At 56.2% G+C, this 21,474-nt stretch carries 27 protein-coding genes; 10 read left to right on the top strand and 17 right to left on the bottom strand.

Features of this window, described 5'->3' with window-relative positions; translation table 11 throughout:
- The first annotated feature begins 102 nt into the window (after window positions 1–102).
- Genes ACRY08_RS03290 through ACRY08_RS03280 form a run of 3 tightly spaced genes read left to right on the top strand, consistent with a single transcriptional unit; the run spans window position 103 to window position 3,237 of the window.
- Window positions 103–1,041, top strand: a complete 939-nt coding sequence (locus ACRY08_RS03290; RefSeq protein ID WP_432448417.1) for a dihydrodipicolinate synthase family protein — start codon at window positions 103–105, stop codon at window positions 1,039–1,041.
- Window positions 1,016–1,981, top strand: a complete 966-nt coding sequence (locus ACRY08_RS03285) for a proline racemase family protein (protein WP_432448416.1) — start codon at window positions 1,016–1,018, stop codon at window positions 1,979–1,981. Before ACRY08_RS03290 ends, ACRY08_RS03285 begins: the two co-directional genes overlap by 26 nt.
- A gap of 14 nt (window positions 1,982–1,995) precedes the next feature.
- On the top strand, window positions 1,996–3,237 hold the full coding sequence (locus ACRY08_RS03280; protein WP_432448415.1) for an NAD(P)/FAD-dependent oxidoreductase: 1,242 nt from the start codon (window positions 1,996–1,998) through the stop codon (window positions 3,235–3,237).
- Between the two features lie 10 nt (window positions 3,238–3,247).
- On the opposite strand, the gene ACRY08_RS03275 is transcribed toward ACRY08_RS03280, so the two are convergent.
- From ACRY08_RS03275 to ACRY08_RS03235, 9 genes are read right to left on the bottom strand one after another with little or no spacing between them, the layout of a single operon-like run.
- Complete coding sequence (locus ACRY08_RS03275; protein ID WP_432448414.1) at window positions 3,248–3,742, bottom strand: flagellar basal body-associated FliL family protein; 495 nt, start codon at window positions 3,740–3,742, stop codon at window positions 3,248–3,250.
- Between the two features lie 11 nt (window positions 3,743–3,753).
- Entirely contained in the window at window positions 3,754–4,479 is a 726-nt protein-coding gene (gene flgH / locus ACRY08_RS03270) for a flagellar basal body L-ring protein FlgH (RefSeq protein ID WP_432448413.1), read from the bottom strand.
- A gap of 9 nt (window positions 4,480–4,488) precedes the next feature.
- Window positions 4,489–4,929, bottom strand: coding sequence for a flagellar basal body P-ring formation chaperone FlgA (flgA, locus tag ACRY08_RS03265; RefSeq protein WP_432448412.1), 441 nt, complete (start codon window positions 4,927–4,929; stop codon window positions 4,489–4,491).
- On the bottom strand, window positions 4,929–5,714 hold the full coding sequence (gene flgG / locus ACRY08_RS03260; protein ID WP_432448411.1) for a flagellar basal-body rod protein FlgG: 786 nt from the start codon (window positions 5,712–5,714) through the stop codon (window positions 4,929–4,931). The genes flgA and flgG overlap by 1 nt, the downstream gene beginning before the upstream one ends.
- A gap of 12 nt (window positions 5,715–5,726) precedes the next feature.
- Entirely contained in the window at window positions 5,727–6,446 is a 720-nt protein-coding gene (locus tag ACRY08_RS03255; RefSeq protein ID WP_432448410.1) for a flagellar hook-basal body complex protein, read from the bottom strand.
- A 1-nt stretch (window position 6,447) separates the two neighbouring features.
- The gene (locus ACRY08_RS03250; RefSeq protein WP_432448409.1) at window positions 6,448–6,714 is read right to left on the bottom strand and encodes a flagellar biosynthetic protein FliQ; all 267 of its coding nucleotides are present in this window, start codon (window positions 6,712–6,714) and stop codon (window positions 6,448–6,450) included.
- Window positions 6,714–7,004, bottom strand: a complete 291-nt coding sequence (fliE, locus tag ACRY08_RS03245; RefSeq protein ID WP_432448408.1) for a flagellar hook-basal body complex protein FliE — start codon at window positions 7,002–7,004, stop codon at window positions 6,714–6,716. Before fliE ends, ACRY08_RS03250 begins: the two co-directional genes overlap by 1 nt.
- Window positions 7,005–7,015: 11 nt before the next feature.
- A complete protein-coding gene (gene flgC / locus ACRY08_RS03240) occupies window positions 7,016–7,408 on the bottom strand; it encodes a flagellar basal body rod protein FlgC (protein WP_432448407.1) in 393 nt (130 codons plus the stop codon).
- Between the two features lie 11 nt (window positions 7,409–7,419).
- Entirely contained in the window at window positions 7,420–7,800 is a 381-nt protein-coding gene (locus ACRY08_RS03235; RefSeq protein ID WP_432448406.1) for a FlgB family protein, read from the bottom strand.
- Between ACRY08_RS03235 and ACRY08_RS03230 the strand changes: the two genes are divergently transcribed.
- Window positions 7,762–9,219 carry a FliI/YscN family ATPase gene (locus ACRY08_RS03230; protein ID WP_432448405.1) on the top strand — a complete coding sequence of 486 codons (1,458 nt, stop codon included), beginning with the start codon at window positions 7,762–7,764 and terminating at the stop codon, window positions 9,217–9,219. The genes ACRY08_RS03235 and ACRY08_RS03230 overlap by 39 nt on opposite strands.
- A gap of 21 nt (window positions 9,220–9,240) precedes the next feature.
- Here the strand turns inward: ACRY08_RS03230 and ACRY08_RS03225 are convergent, their stop codons facing one another.
- The 6 genes from ACRY08_RS03225 to ACRY08_RS03200 all read right to left on the bottom strand — a co-directional run bounded on the left by ACRY08_RS03225 (window position 9,241) and on the right by ACRY08_RS03200 (window position 12,951).
- Entirely contained in the window at window positions 9,241–9,933 is a 693-nt protein-coding gene (locus ACRY08_RS03225; RefSeq protein ID WP_432448404.1) for a DUF1217 domain-containing protein, read from the bottom strand.
- A gap of 98 nt (window positions 9,934–10,031) precedes the next feature.
- Window positions 10,032–10,436 (bottom strand): flagellar biosynthesis repressor FlbT, encoded by a 405-nt coding sequence (gene flbT, locus ACRY08_RS03220; RefSeq protein WP_432448403.1) that lies wholly within the window; start codon window positions 10,434–10,436, stop codon window positions 10,032–10,034.
- Window positions 10,433–10,813, bottom strand: coding sequence for a flagellar biosynthesis regulator FlaF (flaF, locus tag ACRY08_RS03215; RefSeq protein WP_432448402.1), 381 nt, complete (start codon window positions 10,811–10,813; stop codon window positions 10,433–10,435). Before flaF ends, flbT begins: the two co-directional genes overlap by 4 nt.
- 77 nt (window positions 10,814–10,890) lie before the next feature.
- Window positions 10,891–12,183, bottom strand: a complete 1,293-nt coding sequence (locus tag ACRY08_RS03210) for a flagellin (protein WP_432448401.1) — start codon at window positions 12,181–12,183, stop codon at window positions 10,891–10,893.
- A gap of 203 nt (window positions 12,184–12,386) precedes the next feature.
- A complete protein-coding gene (locus tag ACRY08_RS03205; RefSeq protein ID WP_432448400.1) occupies window positions 12,387–12,740 on the bottom strand; it encodes a hypothetical protein in 354 nt (117 codons plus the stop codon).
- Window positions 12,727–12,951, bottom strand: coding sequence for a rod-binding protein (locus tag ACRY08_RS03200; RefSeq protein WP_432448840.1), 225 nt, complete (start codon window positions 12,949–12,951; stop codon window positions 12,727–12,729). Before ACRY08_RS03200 ends, ACRY08_RS03205 begins: the two co-directional genes overlap by 14 nt.
- Before the next feature lie 196 nt (window positions 12,952–13,147).
- Here ACRY08_RS03200 and ACRY08_RS03195 point away from each other — a divergent pair, with 196 nt between their 5' ends.
- The 3 genes from ACRY08_RS03195 to ACRY08_RS03185 all read left to right on the top strand — a co-directional run bounded on the left by ACRY08_RS03195 (window position 13,148) and on the right by ACRY08_RS03185 (window position 16,491).
- Window positions 13,148–14,761: a flagellar hook-length control protein FliK gene (locus tag ACRY08_RS03195; RefSeq protein ID WP_432448399.1), complete on the top strand. Its 1,614-nt coding sequence runs from the start codon at window positions 13,148–13,150 to the stop codon at window positions 14,759–14,761.
- A gap of 10 nt (window positions 14,762–14,771) precedes the next feature.
- The gene (locus ACRY08_RS03190; protein ID WP_432448398.1) at window positions 14,772–15,446 is read left to right on the top strand and encodes a flagellar hook capping FlgD N-terminal domain-containing protein; all 675 of its coding nucleotides are present in this window, start codon (window positions 14,772–14,774) and stop codon (window positions 15,444–15,446) included.
- Window positions 15,447–15,615: 169 nt separating this feature from the next.
- The gene (locus ACRY08_RS03185; RefSeq protein ID WP_432448397.1) at window positions 15,616–16,491 is read left to right on the top strand and encodes a phosphotransferase family protein; all 876 of its coding nucleotides are present in this window, start codon (window positions 15,616–15,618) and stop codon (window positions 16,489–16,491) included.
- Here the strand turns inward: ACRY08_RS03185 and ubiB are convergent.
- Entirely contained in the window at window positions 16,477–18,006 is a 1,530-nt protein-coding gene (gene ubiB, locus ACRY08_RS03180; RefSeq protein WP_432448396.1) for a 2-polyprenylphenol 6-hydroxylase, read from the bottom strand. The genes ACRY08_RS03185 and ubiB overlap by 15 nt on opposite strands.
- Before the next feature lies 1 nt (window position 18,007).
- Complete coding sequence (gene ubiE, locus ACRY08_RS03175; protein WP_432448395.1) at window positions 18,008–18,760, bottom strand: bifunctional demethylmenaquinone methyltransferase/2-methoxy-6-polyprenyl-1,4-benzoquinol methylase UbiE; 753 nt, start codon at window positions 18,758–18,760, stop codon at window positions 18,008–18,010.
- Between the two features lie 74 nt (window positions 18,761–18,834).
- On the opposite strand from ubiE, the gene mutM reads away from it, so the two are divergent.
- The 3 genes from mutM (at window position 18,835) to rpsT (ending at window position 20,950) form a co-directional block, all read left to right on the top strand.
- Complete coding sequence (mutM, locus tag ACRY08_RS03170; protein ID WP_432448394.1) at window positions 18,835–19,686, top strand: bifunctional DNA-formamidopyrimidine glycosylase/DNA-(apurinic or apyrimidinic site) lyase; 852 nt, start codon at window positions 18,835–18,837, stop codon at window positions 19,684–19,686.
- Window positions 19,687–19,752: 66 nt separating this feature from the next.
- Window positions 19,753–20,529, top strand: a complete 777-nt coding sequence (locus ACRY08_RS03165; RefSeq protein WP_432448393.1) for an enoyl-CoA hydratase — start codon at window positions 19,753–19,755, stop codon at window positions 20,527–20,529.
- A gap of 157 nt (window positions 20,530–20,686) precedes the next feature.
- The gene (gene rpsT, locus ACRY08_RS03160; protein WP_432448392.1) at window positions 20,687–20,950 is read left to right on the top strand and encodes a 30S ribosomal protein S20; all 264 of its coding nucleotides are present in this window, start codon (window positions 20,687–20,689) and stop codon (window positions 20,948–20,950) included.
- Window positions 20,951–21,474: the final 524 nt, after the last annotated feature.

Raw genomic sequence — 21,474 nt, 5'->3', positions numbered from 1 at the left:
AGCAAGTTGTGTCCAAAGGTTGAAGCATTTCGATATTTATATTGAATATTGGATACAATATAAGTTATGCACATGAAAACATCAGGTTTAAAGGACGAAGTGATGACTGTTTCTGCTTTTCATGGATGCATTCCTGCGTTGATGACCCCCTGCAACGCGGACCGCACCCCAAACTTTGACGCTCTGGTCGAGAAGGGCGCGGCGTTGATGGCACAAGGCATGTCGGCCGTTGTCTATTGCGGCTCGATGGGGGATTGGCCGCTTTTGACCGATGCCGAACGCATGGAAGGTGTCGCGCGCCTGACGGATGCAGGGGTGCCGGTCATCGTCGGTACGGGCGCGATCAACACGCGCATGGCGGTGGCCCATGCAGAACATGCTGCCGCTGTCGGCGCACGAGGGCTGATGGTGATCCCTCGTGTTTTGTCGCGTGGCAGTTCGATTGCAGCGCAACGCGATCACTTCAAAGCGATCCTGTCAGCCGCCCCCGATACGCCTGCGGTAATCTACAACAGCCCCTATTATGGGTTCGCAACACGTGCGGATTTGTTTTTTTCCTTGCGTGCTGAACATCCGAACTTGGTTGGCTTCAAAGAATTTGGGGGCAAGGATGACCTAAGCTATGCGGCGGAGCATATCACGTCCCAGGATGACAAAGTTACCTTGGCTGTCGGCGTAGATACGGCCGTGGTGCATGGGTATACCCGATGCGGCGCCGAAGGGGCGATCACGGGTATTGGCAACGTGCTGCCCAAAGAAGTCCTGCATCTGGTCGAGCTTTCATCCAAAGCGGCGAAAGGTGATCCGGTGGCCCATCGGCGCGCCTTGGAATTGGAAGATGCATTGGCGGTTCTGTCCCGCTTTGATGAAGGCGCCGACCTGGTTCTTTACTACAAGTTTTTGATGGAGCTGTCCGGGGACAAGAACTACCGCTATCATTTCAATGAAAGCGATAAGTTGAGTGCGGCCCAAAGCAACTTTGCGCGTGCGCAATTTGAACAATTCAAGGCTTGGTATGCGAACTGGAAAGGTCAGGGCTGATCGGCCCAATATGAAAGTGGTTGATAGCCATACCGCGGGCGAACCCACGCGGGTTATTCTAAGCGGCGGTCCTGACCTTGGACCGGGCACCGTTGCGCAGAAGGCCGAAGTTCTGCGCAACGACCACGCTTGGATATACTCAGCCGTCTTGAACGAGCCGCGTGGTCATGATGCCATCGTTGGCGCCTATCTGGTCGAAAGCGAAGACCCAAGCTGCTCGGCTGGCGTGATTTTTTTCAACACGGTTGGAAATCTTGGGATGTGCGGTCATGCCACGATCGGCTTGGCGGTGACGCTTGCTTATCTGGGGCGCATCAGTCCGGGTGTTCATCGGTTTGAAACACCTGTGGGCGTGGTTGCGGTTGACCTACTTGATGACAACACCGTTCGTGTGACCAATGTTCCCAGCTACAGGCATCTGAAAAATGTGACTGTAGCCGTCGACGGGCTGGGTCAGATCTCCGGCGATGTGGCCTGGGGCGGCAACTGGTTTTTCCTGACCAGCGACATCGAAACGCCTTTGCAGCTGTCTCATGTGAACGATTTGACAGTGATCGCTACACGAATACGCGATGCGTTGGTGGCTGATAATATCACGGGCCAAAACGGTGCGTTTATTGATCATATCGAATTCTCGGGACCCGCCCTGCGGGAAGGAAGTGACGCGCGCAATTTTGTGCTTTGCCCGGGTGGTGCTTTTGACCGCTCCCCATGCGGCACGGGGTCGTCGGCAAAGCTGGCCTGTTTGGCGGAAGACGGTTGTGTGGCCCCCGGAGATACTTGGGTGCAAGAGAGCATCATTGGAAGCCGATATCGCTTGAAGTTTCAGCATGCGGAAAATGATCGAGTAGTCCCGGAAATATTGGGCCGCGCCTATGTCACGGCACTTTCTGAATTGATTTTTTCTTGCGACGATCCATACATGAATGGAATTTCCTGACAGGTAGGGACGGCATGAGCAGTTTTGATGTAGTTGTCATTGGGGCAGGGATCGTTGGAGTTAGCGCGGCGCTGGCGTTGCGGGACGCGGGGCAGAAAGTTCTGCTTCTAGACCGAAAAGGGGTTGGTGCCGAGACATCGGCAGGCAATGCGGGCGCCTTTGCCTTCTCTGAAATCGAGCCTCTTGCCGCGCCTGGCATTATGCAAAAAGCGCCGCGATGGTTGCTCGATCCGCTTGGGCCACTTTCGGTGCGCCCCACCTATTTGCCAGCACTGCTTCCATGGATGTATCGGTTCTGGCGGGCCAGTCACAAGAAAACCTATCTGGAATCCATACGTGCTCAGGCGGAATTGATGAGGCTGTGCAAAGACGCGTTTGAACGTCAGTTGAACCGGCTTCAGGCCGAGCATCTGATACGGCGCGAAGGGCAGCTTCAGCTATATGATAGTCAACGCAGCTTCGATGCGGCTGGTCATGTCTGGAACAGGCGAAAGGAGCTGGGAATTGATTTTGAACTTCTCAGGTCTGCGGCTGCAATTGCAGAGGTGCAGCCCGGCATCTCGTCTCGTTTCACCTATGCTGGGTATACGCCTGGATGGTTCAATTGCACAGACCCTGCGGTTTGGACAAAAAATGTGGGTCAGGCCTTTCAGGATGCGGGCGGGTGCTTCGAAATTGCCGAGGTCAGTGGCATTCAGACAATAGACGATCACGTCGAGGTTACGACCAATCACGGGAAATGGCGGGCAAAAAGCTGTGTGATCTCAGCAGGTGCATGGTCTCATCATCTGGCAAAGCAGCTTGGGGATCATATGCCGCTTGAAACAGAACGCGGCTACAACACGACCTACGCATATACGACCTTCGATCTGAAAACACATGTAACATTCGCTGATCATGGGTTTGTTGCCAGCCGCATCGGGAATGGTATTCGAATAGGCGGGGCTGTTGAGCTTGCAGGGCTGAAAGCGCCCGCAAACTATCGCCGGTCTGAAATCCTCGTTGAAAAAGTGCGCCGTTTCATGCCGGGTATCGATCTGAAAGATGGAGTGCAATGGATGGGATACCGCCCATCGCTTCCCGACAGCCGTCCTGTGATCTCCCGTTCCAGCCGTGCGCATCAGGTGGTCTACGCATTCGGGCATGCGCATTTGGGCCTAACGCAATCGGCAGGAACCGCCGAACTGGTCAGAGATTTGGTATTGGACCGGTCCGGCGCTATTGATCTGACGCCTTTTTCCTCTGACCGGTTCTAATCGCCATGATTTAAATGTCCTGTCTGACAATGTTGGTGACTTCGACATCTATCACGACAGGGCCTAAAACGACGCGGGCGCTTTCTGTAAGGGCCGTGCGCAGCGTGTCCAGGCGGCTGGATTGTGTGAATACGCCATCAAATCCTCCGCGGTTTGCATGGTCGAACAAAGTTTGCAGTAGGGCGTCCTGTAGCTTCGGCTCCCTCTGGTAAACCCCTTCGCGTGAGCCCGTTTCGACCTCTATGCTCAAGGACAGCACCACAAGCCCTTTGACCTTCTCACTTTCGATGATTGGCACAACAAACTGATTGTTCAGTTTCACGAACTCGCTGCTTGTTGCCCCTTCCTCCTCGAGATCTTCTTCGGCAGCAGGTTTTGGTGCAGCTTCCCCTTCGCCGCAGGGGTTGATTTCAACCACTTCGGGAGGCGGGCGCAACATAATGCCGCCACCAACACCAGCCGCCAAGCCAATCAATGCAAGAAGTATCGGAAGTATTTTACCCATTGATCCAGTCCTTAGAACGGAAGAACGATATCGGCGACTTGTTGGCCGTATCGCGGTTGTTGCACGTCCGTAATCTGTCCACGGCCACCATATGAAATGCGAGCCGAGGCGATTTTGTCATATGAGATCTCGTTCTGGCGCGAGATATCTTCGGGGCGAACAAACCCTGTGACAAGAAGCTCTCTGAGTTCGAAATTTACGCGTACTTCCTGCGTACCCTGAATTTGAAGGACGCCATTTGGAAGAGTGCCAATCACCGTTGCAGCAACGCGGAGCTCAAGCTTTTCGTTTCGCTTGATAGTGCCGTTCCCATTTGAGGTGCTGCTGGAAGATAGCGAAACCGCCTTGCCAAGAGACGCGCCTGTCGGAAGGTCTTTGTCCACTGATTGCGGGATCCCAAAAAGGTTTGGAATTCCCATCTCTTCAGCCCCTCCGCGGGCGCGTGCTGAACTGTTGGAAAACTCCGCACGATCATTGATTTCAATCACCACTGTCATGATGTCTCCGGCCATCTGCGCGCGGCGATCGCCCAACAATGATTGGCGTCCACCGCTCCACAAAGAGGCCCGATGCTGCTTGGGCTTTTCAGGAGTTTTCAGTGGAAGAGCGGAGGCGTTCATAGCTATGTGCTCGGCGCTCATTTCGACCGGTTGGAGTTCGGGTGGTTGCCCAATGTCTTTTACTCGCGCACATGCGGTGATTGAGATCAGAGTGATGAAGAGGAGAACAATCCGCATAATCTGCCTTTAGTTTGTGTGTTGAATTGAACTTGAAACGAGCACACTGCCATCTTGCTGGACGGTGCCAGAGACAGTTGAACGAGAGCTGAGATTCATGATTCGAACGCGATCACCCAACCCGGCACGGGATAGGCTTCGACCTTCTGCGTATATGGAAAGCCCACCTGCCTTATACAGAAGGGCGACGATCTGATTGCGTTCGATCAGGGCAGGTGGGCCAATGTCTTTGACCATGACCGGGCGTCCGGCATAGATGACTGCGCGGGCCTCTTGGCCGACAATATCCTCTACCGTATCGAATCCGCCCGGAGTTTCCGTTGCGACCAGTTTTAGATCGGTTTCCGTGATAATGCTGTTGGTTCGGATGTTGCGGGTGGCCACCACCGTGTCGCAAAGCGCGGGCAGTGCAAAACTGCCGAATAGAAATGTCCAGATCAGATGTTTCATCAGCGCACCTGGGTCGTTGCTGCGAGCATCTGATCGGCTGCGGTAATGACTTTTGAGTTCAGCTCATAGCCTCGCTGCGCTTCGATCAGTTCGGTGATTTCACGTACTGAATCGACAGAGCTGTTTTCAAGATATCCCTGCCGAAGGCGTCCACGACCATCTTCACCAGGAGCCCCCACAACGGCGGGACCGGATGCAGGCGTTTCACGGAACATGTTTGAGCCGATGGCCTCCAATCCCTTGTCATTTGTGAAATTCGCAAGGGTCAGACTGCCTAGAAGTTCAGGTTCGACGACGTTCTCGAAATAGGCATAGACCTCCCCGTCCGCGTTGATAGAAATGTCGCGCGCATCCGCTGGTACGGTGATTTCCGGCACAACGGGGTAGCCATCCGTGGTGACAATCAATCCATCACCTGTGAGCTTCAGTCCCCCATCACGTGTGTATGCTGACGCACCTGACGGCAGTGTAACTTCGAGATAGCCTTGACCCTCGATTGCAAGGTCCAACTTGCCGCCGGTTTGGGCAAGGGTGCCTTGTTGGACCAGCATATTGACCGAGGATGTACGAACGCCCAACCCAAGCTGGATACCCGTCGGCAATGTCGCGCCATTGGACGCATTGATCGACCCGGCGCGTGCAAGTTGTTGGTAGTGAAGGTCCGCAAATTCCGCCCTTCTCGCGTTATAGCCAGTGGTCGACATGTTCGCGAGGTTGTTGGAAATGGTCTCAACCCGCATCTGCTGGGCCATCATTCCGGTCGCGGCAATCTTGAGTGCTCTCATCTTAGATCTCCTTTATCCCATGACCGTTTTCAGGACAGAGCGGATGCGCTGATCCTCGGTTTCAAGAAATTGTTGGCCCAGTTCATAGCTGCGCTGAACTTCGATCATGCGGGCGACCTCGATGATCGGATCGACATTTGAGTTCTCAACGAACCCCTGCAGAATGACGGGTTCCGTCAGGGCGGGCTCGACACCGCCGGGTGCTTCGAACAGCACACCGCTTCTATGCAGCAAGTCGTTTGGGTCGGTCGGAACATATAGCCCGATATTCGACAGCGGGTTTCCATCTGCAGACATTGTGCCGTCACGCGACAAGATGATTGACTGCGCGCCGGGGGGCACGAAAACAGGGGACCCTCCTGCGTCCAGAAGCCGGTATCCGTCGGCGGTCATCAACTCGCCCTCTGCAGAAGGCGTGAATGATCCAGCGCGCGACAGATATTGCCCATCTGCCCCGTCAACCAGAAAGAACCCATCGCCTTCGATGGCGAAGTCGAACGTGCCACCAGTTTGGGTCAATGTGCCCTGGCTCAGATCAATGGCACGAGTGTTGGCACGTGCCATTGATAGGGACGGGTCGGCTTGTTCCAAGTTGTGAACGAACTCCGAGAAGATAACACCTTCGCGCCGGAAGCCGGTTGTTGATGCGTTCGCGATGTTGTTCGCAACGGTCTGCATTTCGCGCATCAGGCCCGATTGGCGGGTAAGGGAGGTGTAGCCGATATTGTCCATGCTATCCTCCTGCGATCAGTGGGATAAGACGGGTTTGAAAGAACCCGACGAGCGTTTCGGTCATGAACCCCATGCTGCCCCAGAACACGACGAGAATTGCCACCAGCTTGGGGACAAAGGTCAGTGTCATTTCCTGAATGGATGTCAGGGCTTGAAACAAGCCAACAACCAGACCGGCGATCAACGCGACCGTCAGGATCGGCATGGAGATCAGGGTTGCGCTCCAAAGCCCGGCTCGCAGGGTGTCGTAGAATACAATCTCATCCATCAGATCGGCATCCTCAGAATTTCCTGGTAGGCTTCGACCACCTTGTCCCGAACGGTGACGGCAGTTTCGACCGCCAGTTCAGTCTGTGCGAGGGCTTGCACCAGGGCGTGCGGGTCGGCATCTCCGGACATGGCTGACATGGCCGTCTGTTCCGCATTTTGAACTGTTTTCGCAAAATCGTCGGCAACCCGAGCGAAAGAGTTCGCACTTTGTTCTGACCCTTGAATGGGTTGAGCGGCTTGCCGGGATGCAGCATATTGCTGTGTCGCGAGAGCGGTTTTGATATCCATTGTTCTCTCCTTTATCTACGCAGCAGGTCCAGCAGCCCGCGTGACATTTGGCGGGACTGGTCGAACATTTTCAGGTTGGCTTCATAGCTTCTCTGGGCTTCACGTGCGTCAGCAAGCTCGATCACAAGGTCCACATTTGACCCGTCATAGAACCCGTTTTCATTCGCAAGCGGATGAGATGGATCGAACACGGAAGGCAACGCTGTCTTATCAAGCTGCACCCTGCCGGTCTCGACAAGACCGGTGCTTTGACCAGCATTCATGGCGGCCTCAAAGCTAACCATTTTCCGGCGATAACCCGGCGTGTCAGCATTCGCGATGTTCTCTGACACATGGCGCAGCCTTTCGGCCTGGGCCTGCATGCCAGAAGCGGCGGCTGCAACGGAATTTCTAAGATCACTCATGGTGCTGCCCCCTATCTGCGGCCAAGCGAGCTTCGCATGATGCCAAGCGTTGTTTTGTAAACGGCGAGTGCTAGGTCGTGATCCCGTTTTGCCTCGGCCGCGGCCATCATTTCGCTTTCCAGCGCAACTGAGTTGCCGTTGGGGGACATGGCCCCCGGCCGGTAGACTTCATCGGGTTCGGTGTTGGATTGGGCGCCCATGGCGCCATTCAGATGAGCAACCCGCGTGGCGCGCATGCTCGCGCTTTCGCCTGCCTTATAGGATTGCGCGAATGAGGCAATATCCCGGGCGCGATACCCGGGTGTATCCGCATTGGCCACATTCTGTGCAATGACGGACTGACGTGCAGCGGCATGTTTCGCAAGGCTGGTTGCCTTGTTAAAGATCTGCATTTTTTCGTACATCGGGGCTTCTCCCTCGATTGGCTTCAACTAAGCCTTAACCCTGATTCCTTTAAAAACGGTTTCCAGAAGCAGAAGGAACATCAGGTGACCACAGTCGGATTGGAACAACTATGTGCAGAGATTTCGTCTTTTCAGATTGCCGCTGATATCGGTCGAATCTCTTCTATCTCTCGCGGTGTGCTCGAGGTTTCGGGGCTGTCGGATAAAGCGGCTCAGGCCGATCTGGTTGAAATTAAGCCGAAACATGCCAGTGCCCGTATGGGCGAGGTGTTGAACCTGTCGAAAGACACGGTGACCATCTTGCCTGACGGTGACACGACAGGCGTGCAAATCGGTGATGAGGTTATCTTGCACGGGGGCGTGAGTATCGCGCCGGATGATGGCTGGATTGGGCGTGTGGTGGACCCGATGGGTCAACCACTGGATGGACGGCCCATCTTGCGCGGTGTGTCTGGCAGAAAGCTGCGCGGGGAAGCGATCAATCCGACCGAGCGCCGTCCGTTGGGCGCGCGGCTTGAAACGGGGTTGGCTGTTTTCAATACGTTGTTGCCGATCGTCCGGGGGCAACGCATCGGGCTATTCGCCGGATCGGGTGTTGGTAAATCTACGTTGCTCGCGAAACTTGCCCGCGGTTTACAAGCTGATGTTGTCGTGATTGCGCTTGTTGGCGAACGAGGGCGCGAAGTGCGTGAGTTTGTCGAACGTGTGTTGGGAGAAGAAGGTATGCGGCGGTCAGTGGTCGTCGCGGCGACCTCGGACCAGTCTCCAATGGTGCGCCGTCGATGTGCGTGGACCGCCATGACGATTGCAGAGCATTTTCGCGATCAGGGTCAGCATGTGCTTTTTCTGGCGGATAGCGTCACGCGCTTTGCTGAGGCACATAGAGAGATTTCTTTGGCGTCAGGGGAGGCTGGGAATCTGCGCGGTTTTCCACCCTCAACGGCACATCAAATCACCACCTTGTGTGAACGGGCGGGCCCGGGGGCTGGCAGTTCTGGGGATATCACCGCCGTGTTTTCGGTACTGGTCGCAGGATCCGATATGGAAGAACCCGTCGCGGATATTCTTCGGGGTGTTCTGGACGGTCATGTTGTTTTGGACCGAAAAATTGCGGAGCGTGGCCGATTTCCGGCCATTGATCTTCTCAGATCCGTTTCCCGAGCGCTTCCGGATGCAGCAACTGATGAAGAAAACCTATTGATATCAAAGGCACGTAGGCTGTTGGGAGCATATGATCGATCTGAAATGATGATCCGCTCTGGGCTGTACAGTGCAGGGAACGATGCAGAACTGGACGAAGCGATTCAGGCCTGGCCATTGCTGGACAAGTTCCTGACAGAAAGCGAAGTGTCGGGGACTGGGGCGAGTTTTGAGAAACTGACGGCCGCCATGCAGACGGATGCTTGACGAGGTGGCCTGCGTCTACGGTCAAATATTTTGTAGAAGGGTTAGTGCGATTGCGCCACCTGACATCGAGGCTGTTCCATTGGCGATTTGAGAGCGCACAAGGAAGAGCCGGTTCAGCTCTTCGCGCTTTTCCGGATCGGAAAACTGGTCAATCTCGGAACTTCCGAAATATTGCTCGGACTTATTGCGAAACTCCTCAAGTTGTTGATCAAGGTCGAGCGTGCCAAAGCTGCTGGGAAGCCCGAGTGCGGTTTCAAACACGGATCGCAAAGGTGGGTTGCCCATCATGCTGAACCATTTTGTCTCGTCGGAGCTGGATTTCTTCAGGATCTCGCCCAAATCGCGATCAAGAGACATGGCCAAGCGCAGGTCTTGGCTTTGCTCTCCAACAGCGATTTCAAACTGTCTCTCTTTGTAGGCCTCAACCGTCTTGGCTCCAAAATCCGAAAGCTGGGTGCTGGGTATGTCGAAATCTCCGAACCCGAAATCCTGTGCCATTTCAAGGTAGCGCTTGTCAGACAATTTGTTGGCAAGATCATCTGTGTCCAGTGTTCCGTCTTCCAGCACCTTTTGCACGAAGAACCGGTTCCCGATGTCGTCGTCCAGACCATAGGCCCCAAGAGCGACCTTCAAAAGTCTATAGTCGCCGACCAACTCCTCGGCGGTCTGTATTTTTCCAATATTTTCAACGAAATAATTGGTATCACGCTGCATCTGAGGCGAGGTTTCAAATGCCTCCTGTTGGGCCTCTCTGGTTCTGTTCAGAAAGGACCAACCGGCCATGCCGCCGAATGGTATGACCGGCTGATAGCTCATGACAGGCGCGCAGCCAGCAGCCGCTCTTCGCGTGGCAACAACGCACGAAGATGCTTCATGGCGAGATAAAATTGCTCGTCCATTGCAGCGGATGAAGCGCTGTCCAGAAGCGACCTGCTGTCGTCATCCACAAGGATTTGACTTAGCTGTTCAATGCCGCGAAGAAGTTGCAGCTTCGCCTCGGATTTTTCGGCGTCTCCAGACAACACCAGTTGCGCAATATAGCACACCCGTCTCACAGGGGTGTTGACCTCTTCCGGATGAATGGCATCGCGAAGTCGCAAAATATTGGCGTTGGGTGTGACAATCGACAATCGCGATCTGCGGTCACCATTCTCGATGACGGCGCCGTTGATAAGAACACGTTCTTTCGGGCTGAGTTTCAGGACAAGACCGCTCATGCTGCCTCCGTCATCTGGCGAAGGCCACGCATCATGGCCGTGTTGATTTCTACAAGGATGTCTGCGCTTTCGCCTTCAGACAGGACCTTGCGACTGTGATCGGCAGTGAATTCAGAAAGATAGAATATGCGGGCGCGCAGGTCTGCCGGCAGGCCATTTTCGTTTTCTGAAACGTCTGCTGCGAGCAGCGTCCAAAGCCGCCGGTTGTCGTGTAGCGCTTGGGCGAGCTTTCCAAATCCCGTTTCGCCAGCGGATGCGGCGGATTGAATGTTGCGTGTGACGCGCGCGAAGACTTCGTATTCTGTACCGCGAGATGTGCGGACGGGCGCCATAGATGTTGAATTGTAGGCCGTTTTGGCCGAGGGCACTGCGTTCACGGGTTTTCCTTCCAGTGACGGTGATATGTGTATTCAGGGGTGAATAAGAGGGCGCCTTTTGGCGCCCTCTCAGTTCATTAGCGGAACAGTGACAGGATGTTCTGCGGCGCCTGGTTGGCGATCGACAGAGCCTGTGTGCCCAGCTGTTGTTGAACCTGCAAGGCCTGCAGACGGGCTGATGTGGCCTCCATATCGGCGTCCACAAGGGCGCCGATGCCGGACTTCAGCGAGTCAGACAGTTTCCCAACGAAGTTCGATTGAATTTCGATCCGTCCTTCGACCGAACCGAAGGCCGCCGAGGCGTCAATCGAGGTCTGGATCATGTTCTCGACGGCACCCAAGGCTGCATCAGCCCCGGAAGCAGAAGAAACGTCCATGGTCGCCAGACCTGCCAGGCCACCTGATCCGCGCGTTGCGCTGAACGAGAAGGCCATGTCAGCATTCGTTTCGTTGGTGATCACCAGCTCTGCTGCGTTGGTGTCGATATCCATCGAGAAGCTGTTGGCATCCAAGCCGGCCGATACGAGAGCATTTTTCATGCCTGCGACGACCGATTCAGCGGTATCACCTTCTTTCACCACATAGTTGCCCTGCACCGATCCGATGGTCAGCGACAGCTGGTCGCCCACAACCATACCGGTGTCGACGGCGGTATCTACGCCGGCGGCATCGGGTTTGACGGCCGCGGTGCCGGTTGCGCCACCTGACGTGTCGAGGAACGCAAAAGTATCCAGCGTGATCGAATCGTTGGTACCACCGTCATTCGCGTCGATGACGCCAGCGGTGCCGGCATCTGTGCCGACCGAAGCGGCGCCAGCGGCGAGCGTGGTGCCTGCAGTCAGCGACAGGTTCTGTGAATCGACCCCGATCGAGCTGGTGACAACGGTGCCATCAGCTTTACGATCAAGCGACGACAGAACGTCAACACCAGTGTTCCCGTTCGAGTTGGTGCCCGACTGCGACCCATCAACAAGGTTCAGGCCATTGAACTGAGCGGCGTTGACCACAGACGTGATCTGATCGCGCAGTGCAACGATATCGGTCTGAATCTTGCCGCGATCCACGTTGTCTTCTTGCGCCGCAACGATCTTGCCTTTGATTTCGGTCAGAAGGTCGGTCACGGTTTCAGAAGCCTGGCGCGCCACTGCGACGGTGCTTTCCCCAAGCGAGAGGCTTTCCGAGATGCCCTTGAAGCCCTTTACATCGGCTTCCATGACTTTCGAGATCGCCCAGACAGCAGAGTTGTCTTTTGCGGATCCGACGGATTTACCGGTCGAGATCTCGGCCTGGGTTGAAGACAGGTTCGAGTTAATATTTTTCAGCGTCTGCAGCGCCACCATGGCGCTGTTGTTGGTCAGAATGCTGGACATTGGCATTTTCCTTCAGTCAAGCGGCGCTTTGCGCCGGGTTTTTCAATCCGCCCGAAAGCGGGTTTCAGAAGTCATTCTGACTTGAGCGCTACCTTTTTTGGCGCGCGCCACCCCACGGGATGCAGGCAAATCTTGACTTGGAACTTGTGAAGGAAATCTAAATCCGTATGCGCTCAATGCCTTAAATTTTATGGAAAATATCTCTAGGCACGACGTTCGAAGCTGGAGGTGCCCCGCGACAACATCTGGTTTTTTCCCTGCTCTGTATAGGTGCGCAGTTCCTGTTTGACGGATTGAAGTTCCTGCAGTCGCGCCTTGGCGGTCTGAACGCCCCGTGCGCAGCTTTCAAGAAGTGCCTGATTGCGCGCGGCCAGAGATTTCAGCCGTTCAATGGCATCCGGATGCAGCGTTTGCGTCACCACGTTTTTGAGCAAGGTCTCTTTATGTGGGATCAGTTGCTGCAGACCAAGAATGTCGCCGGAGAGGAGAAGCGCTCGTTCACGTTCCAGAACATCCTCAAGAAGATCGGTCTTTCCTGCGGTGCTAAACAGTCCCATCGGCACGCTCCTTCAAGGCTTCAAACAGGGTTTGCGCCAAGCCAATACCGCCGGCTTTGACCATTTCTTCGGCCTGAGTTTGGCGTAGGAAAGAGCTAAACTGTTCCTCGCCGATGCCACCGCCACCAAGCCCTTCTCGAGCTTCGCCAAATTTTGCCGCCTTCAGCATCTCGGACAGGAACGTTGCTTCAAGGTCTTTGGCCGCGTCCATAAGCTTCTTGTCACGCGCGCTGTTGTCCTGCGGGCCAGAAGAGGATTGCGTCACGGTTGGGGGCATCGCTCCAGTGATCATTCGAGTGCCTCTCGGGTCATGAAAATTTTCTCGATCTTCGGGCAAACCAGTAAAGAAGTGGTAACTCCTCTGTGTTTTTTTGCTGGTGTCGGCGGAAGAATACCCGAGGTCAAAGATGCATATTCCAATGCAACAGATCCTATCCAGGGTCGGAGACAAAGAAGCTTTGCCATCAGAGCAAGCTGTGCAACTGCCCGAGCAGGCGGGCGGACAGGATGTGCCCGAGCAGGACCTCGTGTTCTCTTTGGACCTCGTGATGGCAGCGTCGACGAATTCCGTAGATGTGCCAAACAAAGTCACTTCGGATACCGCCGTTCCCATGATGCCCCCATTTGTGAGCGGGCAGAAATCACCTGAAATGCAAATCGATGCGCCCAGGGAAAGCATTCATATTCAGACCGAAACAGAAACAGGCGTACCTTGGTCCGCAGCGGCGACCAACACTGACATGCCCGGGACGCTCTCAGAGGTCACGCCAATCGTAGCGCCGTCTGAACGTATGAGCGGGCAGGTGGAAACTGCGCATGTTCAGGCGCGCAATGCCGATGGGGAACCTGAGTTTTGGCTGCCTTCGGCGCCAACGTTAGATACGAAAACCGACACCCAAGACGCCAAAGCAAACGTGATATCGCAGGCCAACTCGCACATTGCGTTTTCGAATGGGCAGCCGGCATCGAACGAAGCGTTGGAGCAAGAAACGTTAAGAACGACAAAGGAACCTGATGATCGCCTGCCTGCGCAGTTTCCTGCGGAGGTTTCCGGCAAAAACGCGCCGGCTTTGTCGCAGCCCCTGCAAGCCAGCTCTGCGCAAGCGTCGCGTATCGATGTTCCGAACCAACCTCAGCCAGGCGCTGCAAAAATGAATGCGGAACACTCGGACAAGAAGGGCGAGCCATTGCAAGGTCAGACACAGGGCGGAGCAACTCAGTTTGGTGATCGAAGCACATCAGCAGCCAATGTCGCTCCTACTCAGCCCGGTGCCGTACCTTCTTTTGCACAGGGGTCAGCGAACGCATCGACACGGCATGAAACGGAACCTTCAAGAAGGACCAGAGGTGCTCTGAAGGGCGAGGTCGAACCTGCGTCAATCAAAGCTCAGATTACTGATGCGCGGAGCTCGTCGTCGCCGGAAGGCTTGACGGTGGCAAATCAAGGGAGTTCCATGCTGCCGGTCCGACCGGATGCATATGTTTTCAGCGAAATTCCGGTTTCTGACATAGAAACGTCAAAGCAGTTTGAGGCTGCCCTGTTTGAGCCGCGAGCGCCTGATCAATCCGGCATGAGGCCAGGTGCCGAGATGCGCGCCGCAGAGGTGCCACGCAGTATAGCGGCCCAGATTATCGGGCAGGCCCGCATCGTGCCGGACAAACCAGTTGAAATCACATTGAACCCGGAAGAGCTTGGGAAGCTTCGCATGACCTTTGCGCCTGACGCGCAAAGCATGTCCGTGTCGTTGACCTTCGAACGCCCAGAAACGCTCGAGCTTATGCGGCGCAATATCGAACAATTGGCACAAGAATTCCGCACCCTTGGCTACGAAGATGTCAGTTTTACGTTTGAGCAAGGCGACACAAGCACATCTGGCGATGGGTCACCTGATCAGGAACAGAGAACGGATATTTACAGCTCCCAGCCCGCTGCGACTGCAGAGCCCTCTTCACAGCCCTCTGGGCACACCCACCTGACGCCGGCGTTGGCCGCCTTGTCTGGTGTAGATATTCGCATTTAAGGAGACAGCGATGGACCCCGTCCAGAACATGCCCGCCGCATTGACCGCGCCACCGGCGCAATATCTTGATAGCTCGGAAGGCACCGATGCCATGATTGCCTCGGATTTCGAGACTTTTCTTGTCATGCTGACCGCGCAGATGGAAAATCAAGACCCCCTGAACCCCATTGAATCCACGGACTACGCGGTGCAACTGGCAACCTTTGCCAATGTTGAACAGCAAGTGCAAACCAATGAGCTGCTCAAGGGGATGGGGACTCAGCTTGGCCTTATGGGCATGTCCGATATCGCTGATTGGGTCGGAAAAGAAGCCCGCGTGGCGGCGCCGGTTACCTTTGACGGTGACCCGATCACCTTGTCCCCAAAACCCGCATCTGCTGCCGATGAGCTGATACTGGTGGTGAAAGATGCTGATGGCGGGATCGTTGACAGCAAAGCATTGCCCGTGTCGACTGAACCTGTCGAATGGGATGGGTTGGATCAATATGGCGATCCGCTGCCACATGGGGTCTATTCTTTTGAACTCACCAGTCGCAGCAATGGATTGCACCTGTCCACCGATCCAATCGAGGCCTATGGGCGTATCGTTGAAACACAGAATGATGGCGGCAATCTGTGGCTGGTTCTGGAAAGTGGAGAGAAAGTACAGGCAGACGCCATCACCGCGCTGCGCGAGGCCGTGTGACCACTTGAGCTTCCCTCCGGATCAACCTAAAGCGTTTCGGGATGGACTTGAGGCACATGTCTATTCCGAAACGCCCACGACATTGATATCTCTTGGCGCGCTTCGGTTTTCCCCAGTCTCAGGTTAAAACCGAAACGCTTTAGCTTTGCGGGCTTGGGGGAGAGGTGGAATGCCGTTCAGAGATGAACAAAAAACTGGGGATGCGCTTAGGGCGCTCTGGGTTGCCTCTGGTCATATTTCGGCAAGCGCTCATTGGACCCCATTGCTGGGTGGGCGTAGCAATCCGATCTGGCGCGTCTCTGATCGCGAGGGTGGGCGGGATCTTGTTTGCAAGCTCTACGATCCTGCTGCGGCGACCCCTCTTTTCGTCAATGATGGGACACGGGAGGCAATTGCGTTGTCCGCACTCGCCGGTCGATCCCTGGCGCCCCGCCTGCTGGCGTTTCAACAAAGCGCGCTTGGCACCAGTTTGCTTTATGAGCATCTGGACGGGCAACCCTGGCGCGGAGAAATCGCGGATATTGCCCAGACGATGGCGCGGCTGCATGCCCAGCCGTTGCCGGAAGGATTGCCGGAACGGTCTGATGCGCCCGATGCTTTGACGGTCGAAGGACAGAATATGCTGCGCGAAGCCGGGGCAACTCTTCCCTTGCCGTCTATGGCAGGCGGCGCCCCCGCTGCCCGCAAAGTCTTTCTTCATGGTGACATCGTACCGGGGAACATTCTGGTGCAACCAGACGGCCTGCGTTTGATCGACTGGCAATGCCCGGCCATTGGTGATCCCGCTGAGGATGTCGCCATCTTTCTTTCCCCGACCATGCAGGTGCTCTATGGGCATCGCGCGCTGACACCGGCAGAAAAGCAGGACTTTCTGGCAACCTATGCCAGTGCAAGTGGTCGTCCGGATGTGGCAACACGATACCTGGCGCTAGAGCCCCTGTTCCACTGGCGCATGGCCGCTTATTGCAAGTGGAAAGCCGCGCGGGGGGACACGGCTTATCTGCAAGCTTTTGACCTTGAACTGGCAGGGCTAGAGCAGGGTTGAAATCCACACGGCCGCAAGCGCCACGAACCCGCCAAGAGCGACATAACCCATCGCACGCAGCGGGCGGGCCCGATCAGGTTCAGGAAGGGGTGTAGACTGGCGTATCAAAGCCGCTTCCGCCAGCTCTGGCAGGCGCGGTCCGAACCGGGCCAAGACCCGCAGTGTGCGGCCCAAATCACTGATCAAGGCGCGTGGACCGATCGAGCTGGAGATATAGTTTTCCACCACCGGTTTCGCGACTTGCCAGATATTGATGTCCGAATGCAGGGATCGCGCGACTCCTTCGACCACCACCATGGTCCGTTGTAGGAGGATCAGCTCGGTGCGTGTTTCCATCCCGAATTTTTCTGTTACTTCAAAGAGGTAAGACAGGAGCCGCCCCATCGATATCTGCGTGGCGTTCATGCCGAAAATCGGTTCACCCACGGCACGAAGGGCGCGGGCAAATTCTTCGACGTCCTGATTGGCTGGCACATAGCCTGCTTCGAAATGCACTTCGGCCACGCGGCGATAGTCGCGCGTGATGAAGCCATAGAGAATCTCGGCATAGACGCGGCGGGTATATTCGTCGATCCGCCCCATGATGCCAAAATCAATGGCGATAATGTCTCCGTTGGGAGCAAATTTCAGGTTGCCCTGATGCATGTCGCCATGAAACAGCCCATCACGCAATGCGTGGGACAGGAACAGTTGCAACACCCGTTCGCCTAGGTCCTTCATGTCCAGACCCGAGGCGCGAATGGCCTCCAGATCGTTGGCGGCCATGCCTTCGCCCCAGCCCAGCGTCATCACGGTGCGGCCGGTCAGTGACCAGTTGACCTCGGGCACGATGAAGCCTGCATCACCCGCAGTATTCTCGGCAAACTCGCTGGCGGAGGCACTTTCAAGGCGCAAATCCAACTCGCCCATCACCACGCCTTCGAAATGCTCGACCACATCGGTCGGGCGCAAACGGCGAGTCGAGGGCAGCAGAAACTCGATCAGCTTGGCCGAGAAATGGAAGGCGTCAATATCGGTGCGGAAGGCGCGTTCGATGTTCGGACGCAACACTTTTACAGCGACCTCTTTGCCGGTTTCCGCGATGCGTGCGCGGTGCACCTGCGCGATTGAGGCGGCGGCAACGGGTTCGGAAAACTCCGAGAATGTCTCGTCGATCGAGATGCCCAGTTCTGCCTCGATCATGCGGCGCGCAACCTCTTGCGGGAAGGGCGGCAGCTTGTCCTGCAGGTATTGCAACTGGTCAGCCAGTTCCGGTCCAACCACGTCCGGGCGGGTTGATAGGATCTGCCCAAACTTGATGTAGGCTGGCCCCAGCGCGGTGATCGCGCGGGTCACAGGCGGCAGGGAGGTGTCGCCTTTCTTGCCCAGAAACGCGAAGGGAAAGCCGATCACGCGGGCGGCAATGCGCAGCGCGGGTGGGGCGCTCATCGCGTCCAGCACCACGCCCATGGCGCCTGTGCGTTGGAAGGTAGCGCCGGTACGGATCAGCCGCCAGATGTTGTGAGGTCCACGCATCTTAGATTTTCCAGCCCGAATGCATCGCCGCGATCCCCATCGACAGGTTGCGGTATTTCGCGTTCTCGAACCCTGCGTCACGGATCATCTGCAGGAAAGTGTCCTGATCGGGGAATTTGCGGATCGATTCCACCAGATACTGATAGCTGTCGTAGTCATCCGCGATCATCTTGCCCATGCGCGGGATGACGTTGAAGGAATAAAGGTCATAAAGCTTTTGCATCCCGTCATTGGGCAGCTGGCTGAACTCCAGCACCATCAGGCGACCGCCGGGCTTCAGCACGCGGTAAGCTTCGCGCAAAGCGTCGGGAATGCGGGTCACGTTGCGAATACCGAAGCTGATCGTATAGCGGTCAAAGCTGTTGTCTTCGAACGGCAGGGCCATGGCGTCGCCCACAACCCAGTCCAGCTTGTCGGCCAGATTTCCGGCCTCGGCACGTTTGCGCCCTTCGACCAGCATGCTTTCGGTCATGTCCAAAACGACCGCTTCAGCGCCGGGCGCGCGCCCCAGAAAACGGAACGAAATGTCGCCCGTGCCGCCAGCCACGTCCAACAGGCGCTGCCCGTCGCGCGGGGCGAGCCAATCCATCATTGCGTCTTTCCAGACCCGGTGAATGCCCACGGACATCACGTCATTCATGATGTCATATTTCGAAGCTACGTTGGTAAAGACGCCATGGACCATGCCGGCCTTTTGGTCTTCGTCGACAGTTTTGAACCCGAAATGGGTTTTTCTGGTGTCGGATGTGCTCATCTGGCTTGCCCAATCCTTGCAGTTGCTCCCTCTTATCGTGACAGTGGGGCGCGCACAATGGAGAGGCTTGAACCATGCCGGAATTACCAGAGGTCGAGACAGTTCGCCGCGGGCTGACCCCGGTGATGCAGGACAGCGTCATCAAACGTGCCGAAGTGCGCCGCGAAGGGCTGCGCTGGCCCTTTCCCGACCGGATGGCGGACCGGCTGTCGGGTGCGCGCATTGAGCGGCTGGGGCGGCGGTCGAAATACCTGCTGATAGATCTGAACACGGGCGAGACGCTGATTGTGCATCTTGGCATGTCAGGCCGGATGCAGATCACCGGTCGCGCGCTGGGCAAGTACCATCATGATCATCCCCCGTTGGAGAAACACGACCACGTAGTGTTTCACATGGAAAATGGGGCGCGGGTCACGTTCAACGATGCGCGGCGGTTCGGGGCGATGGATCTGTGCCAGACCGATGCGCTGGATGATCACAAACTGATACGGGTTCTGGGGCCTGAGCCCTTAGGCAATCAGTTTGACGGGGCGTATTTGATCGAGGCGTTCCGGGGAAAGAACACGCCCATTAAAACCGCTCTTTTGGATCAGGGAATCATCGCGGGCCTTGGGAATATTTATGTCTGTGAAGTGTTGTTTCGGGCCGGTATTCACCCCACGCGCAAGGCGGGGCGCATTGCCGAAACCCGAGTGGCGGGGCTGGTTCCGATCATTCGCGACGTGCTGTCAGAGGCGATTGAGAGCGGCGGCTCATCCTTGCGCGATCACCGGCAGGCGGATGGTGATCTTGGTTATTTTCAACACAGTTTCCGGGTCTATGGCCGCGAGGGTGAACGTTGCGTCACTTCGGGCTGCGAGGCGGAAATCCGGCGAATCGTGCAATCCGGACGCTCGACTTTCTATTGTGCGCAATGCCAAAGATAACTTGAATGAACGGTCGGGCGTGCTACGTATTCCGGCCAATGACTTGGGACAAAGGCAAGGGGAACCATGGCCTACAAGAATATCATCGTAGAGACCGAAGATCACGTCACGCTGATCAAACTGAACAGGCCCGACGCGCTGAACGCGCTGAACCTGGAGCTTTTGGGCGAGCTGGGCGAGGCCCTGGCCGAAGCCCAGGCCAATGACAAAGTGCGCTGCATCGTCGTCACCGGGTCTGAAAAGGCTTTCGCAGCCGGCGCTGACATCAAGATGATGGCCGAGAAAAGCTTCGTCGACGTGTTCACCGGCGATCTGTTCACACCAGAAGAAGACGCCATCATGCGTATCCGCAAGCCGATCATCGCAGCCGTATCTGGCTACGCGCTGGGCGGCGGGTGTGAGCTGGCCATGATGTGCGACTTCATCATTGCCTCTGACACCGCCAAGTTTGGCCAGCCCGAGGTGAACCTGGGCGTGATGGCCGGCATGGGTGGCACGCAGCGCCTGACCAAACTGGTTGGACGCGCCAAATCTATGGACATGAACCTGACAGGCCGCTTCATGGATGCTGAAGAAGCCGAGCGTTCGGGGCTGGTCAGCCGCGTGGTGCCCGCCAAGAAGCTGATGGACGAAGCCATGTCGGCCGCGGCCAAGATCGCCGAGAAATCCATGGTCACCGTGATGGCGATCAAGGAATCGGTAAACCGTGCCGAGCAACTGCCCCTGACCGAGGGCATCTTGTTTGAACGCCGCGTGTTCCATTCGCTTTTCGCGACCGAGGATCAGAAAGAGGGCATGGCCGCCTTCACCGAGAAGCGCGAACCGCAGTTCCGCGACAAGTAAAGAAACAGGGCTTCCCTTTGCGGCCGAAATGGCTTAAAGGGCAGCCCATCCATGCGCGTGAGGCCCGCTTAGGCCAGAATCACCGGTTCTGAACCCGGTCGGGTGCTGTACGCGCAGCTTAGACAACGCAAACACACCCGAAAGAGGGATCAGACACATGGCAAATTCGCCCCAAGCTAAAAAACGCGCCCGTCAGAACGAGCGTCGCTTCGCTGTAAACAAAGCCCGCCGTTCGCGCATCCGCACCTATCTGCGCGCCGTTGAAGAAGCCATCGCTTCGGGCGACAAGGATGCAGCCGCTGCTGCCCTGAAAGCTGCTCAGCCTGAGCTGATGCGCGGTGTGACCAAAGGCGTCTACCACAAGAACACCGCCGCGCGTAAAGTTTCGCGCTTGGCCGCACGCGTGAAGGCCCTGGCCTAAGCGTGATTCTGCACCGAAAGGGTGCAGGTGAAAAACAAAAAGAGCGTGTCCAGACGGGCACGCTCTTTTTGCATTTTTGGTGCTGAAGATCGGAATTGTGTAAGCGGCTTGGGATTCGTTTTTCCAAAGTCAGAGTCAAGCGCGAAGATGTGTTGCGTGGCCCGCTGGCAGATTGCTAGCTTGCCCTCAGCGATTCACATCGCCGACTTGGGACTATGATAAAACTTTAGACTAACCCGTTGATTTTTAATGGGTTAAGTTGTTGACTGCTGCTTGGCGATCCGCCTTTTGCGTATCATCAGGGATTCGACCATCGGTATCTGCCGAGGTTGCCGTTAGGTGACGGACAGATACAGAGGGGGAGGCGCGTGCTTTGGGACGCACACGCCTGAGCGACATCAAGTCTCGTGGCCTATCGGGCACGTAACGGCAAATCCGTTTTGCTGTGCGTTTGCCTTGTGGCGTTGTTGGTGATGGTTCTGGCGAGGCAGGACCATCGATGTGATCCGTGTGCGCATTTCTGC

Origin of the sequence: Aliiroseovarius marinus (assembly GCF_050881025.1) — a bacterium.
In the GTDB taxonomy this organism is placed as follows: domain Bacteria; phylum Pseudomonadota; class Alphaproteobacteria; order Rhodobacterales; family Rhodobacteraceae; genus Aliiroseovarius; species Aliiroseovarius marinus_A.
Note: the sequence above shows the minus strand (reverse complement) of the source record. Positions and strands in the feature narration are given on the sequence as shown.